7 protein-coding genes are annotated in these 7,762 nt (G+C 72.0%); all 7 read left to right on the top strand.

The features are described 5' to 3' along the window. On the top strand, positions 1 to 1,281 hold a 1,281-nt coding region (locus TR46_RS00490), incomplete at its 5' end, for an NRAMP family divalent metal transporter (protein WP_369405971.1). Between the two features lie 111 nt (positions 1,282 to 1,392). Continuing rightward, positions 1,393 to 1,653 carry a hypothetical protein gene (locus TR46_RS00485; protein ID WP_042391792.1) on the top strand — a complete coding sequence of 87 codons (261 nt, stop codon included), beginning with the start codon at positions 1,393 to 1,395 and terminating at the stop codon, positions 1,651 to 1,653. 86 nt (positions 1,654 to 1,739) lie between these two features. After that, a complete protein-coding gene (locus TR46_RS00480; protein ID WP_042391790.1) occupies positions 1,740 to 3,797 on the top strand; it encodes an ATP-binding SpoIIE family protein phosphatase in 2,058 nt (685 codons plus the stop codon). Between the two features lie 2 nt (positions 3,798 to 3,799). Next, positions 3,800 to 4,738, top strand: coding sequence for a LacI family DNA-binding transcriptional regulator (locus TR46_RS00475; RefSeq protein ID WP_052432463.1), 939 nt, complete (start codon positions 3,800 to 3,802; stop codon positions 4,736 to 4,738). Further along, a complete protein-coding gene (locus TR46_RS00470; RefSeq protein WP_042391789.1) occupies positions 4,738 to 5,988 on the top strand; it encodes an ABC transporter substrate-binding protein in 1,251 nt (416 codons plus the stop codon). The genes TR46_RS00475 and TR46_RS00470 overlap by 1 nt, the downstream gene beginning before the upstream one ends. Then, positions 5,985 to 6,914, top strand: coding sequence for a carbohydrate ABC transporter permease (locus tag TR46_RS00465; RefSeq protein ID WP_042391787.1), 930 nt, complete (start codon positions 5,985 to 5,987; stop codon positions 6,912 to 6,914). The genes TR46_RS00470 and TR46_RS00465 overlap by 4 nt, the downstream gene beginning before the upstream one ends. After that, entirely contained in the window at positions 6,911 to 7,738 is an 828-nt protein-coding gene (locus tag TR46_RS00460; protein WP_042391784.1) for a carbohydrate ABC transporter permease, read from the top strand. The genes TR46_RS00465 and TR46_RS00460 overlap by 4 nt, the downstream gene beginning before the upstream one ends. The last annotated feature ends 24 nt before the right edge of the window (positions 7,739 to 7,762 follow it).

Genomic DNA, 7,762 nt, shown 5'->3' with positions numbered 1-7,762 from the left:
GTCCCGCAGGACCCCGGCGCGCTGGCCCCCGCCGGCCCCCGGCCGCGCCGCCGCTGGGGACGCCTCGCCGTGGTCGCGGCGATCGCCGGACCCGGCCTGGTGGCGGCCAACGCCGGCAACGACGCCGCCGGCATCGCCACCTACGCCACCGCCGGCTCCCAGTACACCTACGGGACCCTTTTCTTCATGGTCCTGGTCACCGTCGCGCTGGTGATGGTCCAGGAGATGGCGGTCCGCCTCGGCGCCCACACCGGAAAGGGCCTGGGCGCGCTGATCCGCGAGCAGTTCAGCCTGCGTCTGACCGCGCTGGCGCTGTTCTGCCTGCTGCTGGCCAACACCGGACTGGTCGTCAGCGAGTTCGCCGGCATCGGCGCCGCCTTCGAACTGCTCGGCGTGCCCAAATGGGCCGTCATCCCCCCGGCCGCGCTGATGCTGTGGTCCCTGGTCCTGTTCGGCTCCTACCGCTACGCCGAGCGCATCTTCCTGCTGATGTCACTGGTGTTCTTCGCCTACCCCCTCGCGATGATCCTGGGCCGACCGCACTGGGCCCAGGTCGGAACCCACCTGGTCATCCCGCACGTCCAGCCCGACAAGGCGTTCATCCTGCTCGGCGTGGCCCTGATCGGCACCACCGTCAGCCCCTACATGCAGTTCTACGCCGCCGCCGGCGTGGTCGACCGCGGCGCCAAACCCCAGGACTACCCGCTGATCCGGGCCGACGCCGTGCTGGGCGCCCTGTTCGCCTGCGTCATCAGCATCACCATCATCATCGCCACCGCCTCCGCCATCGGGGGCACCGGACCGCTGCAGTCCGCCGCCCAGGCCGCCTCGGCCCTCAGGCCCGTCGCCGGGCAGAGCGCCGAACTCCTCTTCGCCCTGGGCCTGATCGGCGCCTCCGCCCTGGCCGGAGCGGTCGTCCCGCTCTCGGCCAGCTACGCGATCGGCGAGGCGGCCGGGGTGGAACGCTCGGTCTCCCGCAGCTTCCGGGACGCGCCCCTGTTCCTGGGGCTGTTCACCGCCCAGATCGCCCTGGGCGCCACTGTCGCCATGACCCCGGTCGACGTCATCAAACTCCTCATCGGCACCCAGGTCCTGCAGGGCCTGATCAGCCCGGTGGTCCTGGTCTACCTGCTCATCCTCACCAACCGCCGCAGCGTCCTGGGCGACGCCGCCAACAGTCCCCGCTACCGCATCGCCGCCACCGTGGTCGTGGTCGCCGTCGGAGCGATGTCCACGATCCTGCTCCTGCAGACCGTGCTGGGCTGGTTCGGCCTGGCCTGATCCGAGCCTGCTCCCGCCGAGCCGCCGGAGGGCCGGGGCGGTTCGTCCGACCGGGCGATGTGCGGGCGTGCCTTCGGACGGTCGCGGCGGGGCGGCTGGCAGGATCCAGGGATGGCCGCGCCGGAGGTACCGCCCAGTCACGACACGCAGTACCTGGACGCGCGGGCCCGCGTGTTCGGGTGGCAGGTGGTCCGTGACCGGGACCGCCTGGTGCTGTCCCTGCCGGACCACACGGTGCACGCGGTGTTCTGGCACGACGGCGGCTTCCGGTACGCGCGGTGCACGGGCCCGGGTGCCGGCGGAACAGAGCTGACGCTGACGCAGACCATCGAGTTCCTGCGGGAGCACGGCGCAACGACACCCCCGCTGTAGCACGGCGGCGGCGGGGTCAAATGGACGTCACCCGGGTGACATAGCACAATTTGTCCGATTCTTACGCGACGCGCATTCTGGAGAGTATGGAGAACGGAGAGGCCGTTTCCCCTGCAGCCACGGCCACCGTCAGCCTCCAGGGGATCGTGACCGGGTGGAGCGAGGGGGCCCGGCGACTGCTCGGCTACTCCGCGGCGGAGGCCGTTGGGCGGGCCGCGGCCGAACTGCTCGCCGACCAGGAGTCGGGAGACTCGGACGGCCGCTCCCCGTCCGGTTCGCAGGAACGGGGCGGGGCAAAGGAGTGGGGCCGGGCGAAGGAGTGGAGCGGTTCGGCCGCGCTCCGGCACCGGGACGGCCGACGCGTCGAGACCGCACTGCACGCGTACCCGTCGCTGGACCGGGACGGCGGGGTCCAGGCGTTCGTCGTCTCCGCAGGCCATGTGTGCGGGCCGGACGGACAGGACTCGGCCCGGCAGCGGCTGGCGCTGCTGAACGAGGCGGGCATGCGGATCGGCACCACCCTGGACGTGGTGCGCACCGCGCAGGAGCTGGCCGAACTGGCCGTACCGCGGCTCAGCGACTTCATCAGCATCGATCTGCTCGACTCCGTGCTCCAGGGCGAGGAGCCGGTCGCCGGCCCGGTCGACGCGGACGTGGTGCTGCGCCGGGTCGCCCACCTGTCGGCGACCGAGGGTGCTCCGGAGGCGGCCATCGGCCTGGGCCAGGTGGACACCTACCCCGGGTACTCGCCGCCCGCGCGCTGCCTGGCGACGGGCAGGCCGCTGCTGAGCAGCACCGCGGACCCCGATGTCGTCGAGTGGCTCGCGCACCACGACTCGAGGAGCAGCACCGTCCGGGACTACGGCTTCCACTCGGTCATGTCGGTCCCGCTGCAGGCCCGCGGGATCACCCTCGGAGTGGCCGTCTTCGCCCGGCTGGGGGATTCGGAGCCGTTCGAGCAGGACGACCTGCTGCTCGCCGAGGAGCTGGCCCGCCGGGCCGCCGTCGGCGTCGACAACGCCCGCCGCTACACCCGTGAGCACACCACCGCGCTCACCCTGCAGCGCAGCCTGCTGCCGCAGGGGCTGTCCGGACAGGCCGCCGTCGAGGTCGCGTTCCGCTATCTGCCGGCCGGTGGCCGGGCCGGGGTGGGCGGCGACTGGTTCGACGTGATCCCGCTGTCCGGCACCCGGGTGGCCCTGGTGGTCGGCGACGTCGTCGGCCACGGCATCCACGCCTCCGCCACCATGGGGCGGCTCCGCATGGCGGTCCGCACCCTCGGCGACGTCGATCTGCCGCCGGACGAACTGCTGACCCACCTGGACGACCTGGTCAACCACCTCACCTCGGACGACGCCGACCTCACCGGCGACCTGGGCGCCACCTGCCTGTACGCGGTCTACGACCCGGTCTCCCGCAGCTGCACCCTCGCCAGCGCCGGCCATCCGCCGCCGGTCGTGCTGCTGCCCGACGGCACGGTCGGCGTGGTCCGGCTCTCCCCCGGCCCCCCGCTGGGCGTCGGCGGCCTGCCGTTCGAGGCGGCCGAGCTGGAGCTGCCCGAAGGCAGCCTGCTCGCCTTCTGCACCGACGGCCTGATCGAGAGCCGGGAGCGCGACATCGGCACCGGTCTCGACCTGCTGTGCCAGGCCCTGGCCACCCCGGGTCCGACACTGGAGGCCACCTGCGACGCCGTGCTGAAGGCGGTGCTCCCCGACAACCCGGTCGACGACGTCGCGCTGCTCCTCGCGCGTACCCGCGTGCTGCACGCCGACCAGGTCGCCACCTGGGCGCTGCCCGCCAACCCCGCGATCGTCGCCGACGCCCGCGCGCAGGCATGCCGCCAGCTCACCGCCTGGGGGCTGGAGGAGTCCGCGTACATCACCGAGCTGGTGGTGAGCGAGCTGGTCACCAACGCCATCCGGTACGGGGGCGTCCCGATCGGGCTGCGGCTGATCCGCGACCGTACGCTGATCTGCGAGGTCTCCGACGCCAACAGCGCCACCCCGCACCTGCGCCGGGCCCGCACCTACGACGAGGGCGGCCGGGGGCTGCACATGGTCGCCCAGTTCACCCAGGGCTGGGGCACCCGGCAGACCCCCACCGGCAAGACGATCTGGGCCGAACAGTCCCTCCCGGTCGGCTGACCATGGCGAAGCACACGCTCGGACTGGTCTACCCACGGGCCGGACGCAACTACACCGCGATGCAACTCGACTTCATCGGCGGAGTCGCCGAGGCTGCCGCGAGGCACGACTACGATCTGCTGCTCTCCCCCGGCGACACGGCCGACGTCCCCTCGTTCCGGCGCATGATCGGCGAGCGCCGGGTGGACGGCGTGATCCTCATGGAGATCCGGCTGGCCGACGACCGGGTCGCCCGTCTCGCGGAGGACGCCTTCCCCTTCGTCACCATCGGCAGGACGCACCAGGCCGACGAGTCGGGATGGGTGGACCTGGATTTCGCCGCCCTGGCGGCCGGCTGCGTGCAGCACCTCGCCGACCTCGGCCACCGCCGCATCGCCTTCGTCAACCGGTCCGAACAGCTGTTCCGGATCGGGTACGGCTTCGCGCACCGCGGGCTCGAAGGATTCACCAGCTCCATCGCCGAGTCCGGGCTCACCGGGCAGGCGTACCACTGCGACGACGACGCTTCGGCCGGGGAGGCCTGCCTGGAGCAGATCCTGCGGGACGACCCGGCGACGACGGCGGTGGTCACCACGAACGAGGCGGCCCTGGGCGGCCTGCTGCTCGGACTGACCCGCACCGGCCGCGCCGTGCCGCGCGACTTCTCGGTCGTCGGGGTGGCCGCCGGGCGCTGGGCCGAGCGGGTGAGCCCGCCGTTCACCGCGGCCGACATCCCCGCCGAGGAGATGACCCGGGTCGCCGTCGACCTGATGCTGGAACGGCTCGCCTCGCCGGACGCCCAGCCCCGGCACGTCCTGTTGAAGCCGCTGATCTCCCTTCGCGCCAGTACCGGACCGAGGCGTCAGCTGTCCGGAGCAGGGTCCGGGGAGTTCGACCTGCTCGGGAACCCCGGGGATCACCAGGATCTCGGGAATCTCGGTGAATTCGGAGAGGATTTCTGATGTCCCGCACCTTCAACCGCCGTGACTTCCTGCGTACTGCGGGCTCAGCGGCGGCTGCCGTCGGCCTGGGTGCGGCCAGTGCGTCCTGCGGCTCGAACCACCAGGGCGGCCGGCCGAGCACGACCACCCTCACCTGGTGGGACTACTTCACCGCGCCGAACTTCCAGGCCGGCATGAAAACGCTCATCGCAGGCATCGAGGCCAACGTCCCCGGGGTGCGGATCCAGCGTCGGACCTACCCCTTCGCCGACCTCGGCAACGCGCTCACCCTGGCCGCGGTCTCCGGTGACCTGCCGGACATCGCCATCATCGACAACGTCTCCATGAACGCCCTGGGCGGCAGCGGCCTGCTGGCCGACCTCACCGACCGGGTGAAGACCTGGGGCCAGGCCGACAAGTACTCCCACGGCCCCTGGGCCAGCTGCCAGGTCGGCGGGAAGACCCTGGGAATCCCCAACAACAGCAACTGCCTCGCCCTCTACTACAACACCACGATGCTGCGCGCGGCCGGCGTGAAACCCCCCACCACCTGGGGTGAGCTGGCGGCCGCGGCGCAGCGGCTGACCAGCGGGGACCGGTTCGGGCTGGCGCTGAGCGCGATCAGGACCGAGGAGGGCGTCTTCCAGTTCCTGCCGTTCCTGTGGCAGTCCGGCGGCGACCTCAGCACGTTCTCCACCTACGGCGCCACCGCGCTGGCCTTCCTCGACGACCTGGCCACCAAGGGCTCCCTCTCCCGCAGCTGCGTCGGCTGGACCCAGCAGGACGTCAACGCCCAGTTCCTCAGCGGGCGCGCCGCCATGCAGATCAACGGCCCGTGGCAGATCCCGACCCTGAGGAAGTCCGACCTGGAGTGGAACGTCGTCGCGCTGCCCTCCGACCGGACGTCCGCCACCTGCCTGGGCGGGGAGAACTGGGTGCTGACGGCGGGAAGCAAGCACCTGGACCAGGCCTGGGAAGCTCTGGAGTACACCCAGAAGCCGTCGGTTCTGGTGCCGTACCTGGAGTCGTTCGGGGACCTCCCCGCCCGCGACGACCTGGCCCGCACCGGCACCTGGGCGTCGGACCCCGCCCTGGAGCTCTTCATCGGCCAGCTGGCCCTCGCCCGGCCGCGGATCTACGGGGCGCACTACGCCGACGCCTCGCAGGCCATCGCCCTGGCCGAACAGGCGGTGCTCACCGGCTCCGCCACCCCGGCCGCGGCCGCGGCGGCGGCCGCCGTCAAGATCAGCACAGCGCTGGGACGGACGTGAGGCCCGGTCGTCCGGGCGACACCGGCCCGCACGCCGCACGCCGACGGCGCACCGGCTACCTCTTCTCCTTCCCTGGCCTCGCCTTCCTCGCCCTGCTCCTTGCCTACCCGCTGCTCTACAACGCCTGGATCTCCGTCCACGACGTGGGCCTGAGCGGCCTGCTCGGCGGGCCGGAACCCTTCAACGGGCTCGCCAACTACCGGGCGACCGCGGCCGATCCCGCCTTCTGGCACGCGGTGCGGCTGTCGGCGGTGTTCACCGCCGGATCGCTGCTGTTCCAGTTCACCCTGGGCTTCGCGCTGGCCCTGCTCTTCGCCCGGCCGTTCCCGCTCAACGGCCTGCTGCGGTCCCTGCTGCTGATGGCCTGGCTGCTGCCCCCGGTGGTCAGCGGCACCCTCTTCAAGTGGATGCTCGACGGCGACTCCGGCGCGTACAACGCCCTGCTGCGGTCGACCGGCATGGGCGCGCTGTCCCACGACTGGCTCAACGACCCGGCCACCGCGCTCGGCGGCGTCATCCTCGCCAACGTCTGGGTCGGCGTCCCCTTCAACATGCTGCTGCTCCTGGTGGGGCTGCACGGAATCGACCCGGAGCTGCACGAGGCCGCCGCCCTGGACGGCGCGAACGCGTGGCAGCGCTTCCGCCGGATCACCCTCCCGCTGATGCGGCCGGTCTCGGTGACGGTGCTGCTGCTCGGCCTCATCTACACGTTCAAGGTCTTCGACCTCGTCTTCGTGATGACCGGCGGCGGCCCGGTGGACGCCACCGACGTGCTGTCCCTGTACGTCTACCAGGTCTTCTTCACGTCCTTCCGCTTCGGCCGGGGCGCCGCCGCGGGTCTGCTGCTGCTCGCCGTGCCGCTGCTCGCGGCCGCGCTCTACGTACGCCGGCTGCGCCGGGAGGCACGTGAGGGGGAGGCGGCATGAAACCGCCCCGCCGTCCCTGGCTGCTCACCGCGACCGCCGCAGCGATCACCGCGGCGTTCCTGCTGCCCGCCTACTGGATGGCCGCCACCAGCCTCAAGCAGCCGGACCGGATCCTGGTCGCGCACCCGCAGTGGGTCCCCGCACCGGTCACCACGGTGAACTACACCGCGGCCTTCGCCGACGGCGCACTGGCCCGGGCGCTCGCCAACAGCCTGGTGATCTCCTGCGGCGTGGTCCTGCTCACCCTGCTGCTGGCCGTCCCGCTCAGCTACGCTCTCGCCCGGCTCCGGATGCGCGGCTCCGGCACCATGGTGCTGGCCCTGCTGATCGCCCAACTGCTGCCCAGCATCGTGCTGGCCGCCCCGCTGTTCATCCTCGAACACCGGGTCGGGCTGGACAACACCTACCTCGGCCTCATCGCCGCGGACACCACCCTCACCCTGCCCTTCGCGGTGATCGTGCTGCGCCCCCTGCTGCAGGGCGTCCCGGTGGAGCTGGAGGAGGCCGCCCTGGTGGACGGCTGCGGGCGGCCCGGCGTCCTGCTGCGCGTCGTCCTACCGGTGATGGTGCCCGGCCTGATCGCGGTGGCCGGCCTCTCGTTCCTGCTGGGCTGGGGCGAGTTCATCTTCGGACTCACCCTCGCCAAGAGGCCCGAGGTGCAGCCGGTGACTGTCGTGCTCAACAGTTTCGTCGGCGCCTACGGCACCTCCTGGGGGCCGCTGATGGCCACGGCCACGATCGTCAGCCTTCCCGTGGTCTGCCTCTTCGCCGTCCTCCAGCGCTTCGTCGTCGGCGGGCTCACCGCAGGAAGCGTCCGGGCCTGACACGGGGTCAGGTCGGACGGTGTC

This window comes from Streptacidiphilus carbonis (genome assembly GCF_000787775.1).
Classification (GTDB): domain Bacteria; phylum Actinomycetota; class Actinomycetes; order Streptomycetales; family Streptomycetaceae; genus Streptacidiphilus; species Streptacidiphilus carbonis.
Note: the sequence above shows the minus strand (reverse complement) of the source record. Positions and strands in the feature narration are given on the sequence as shown.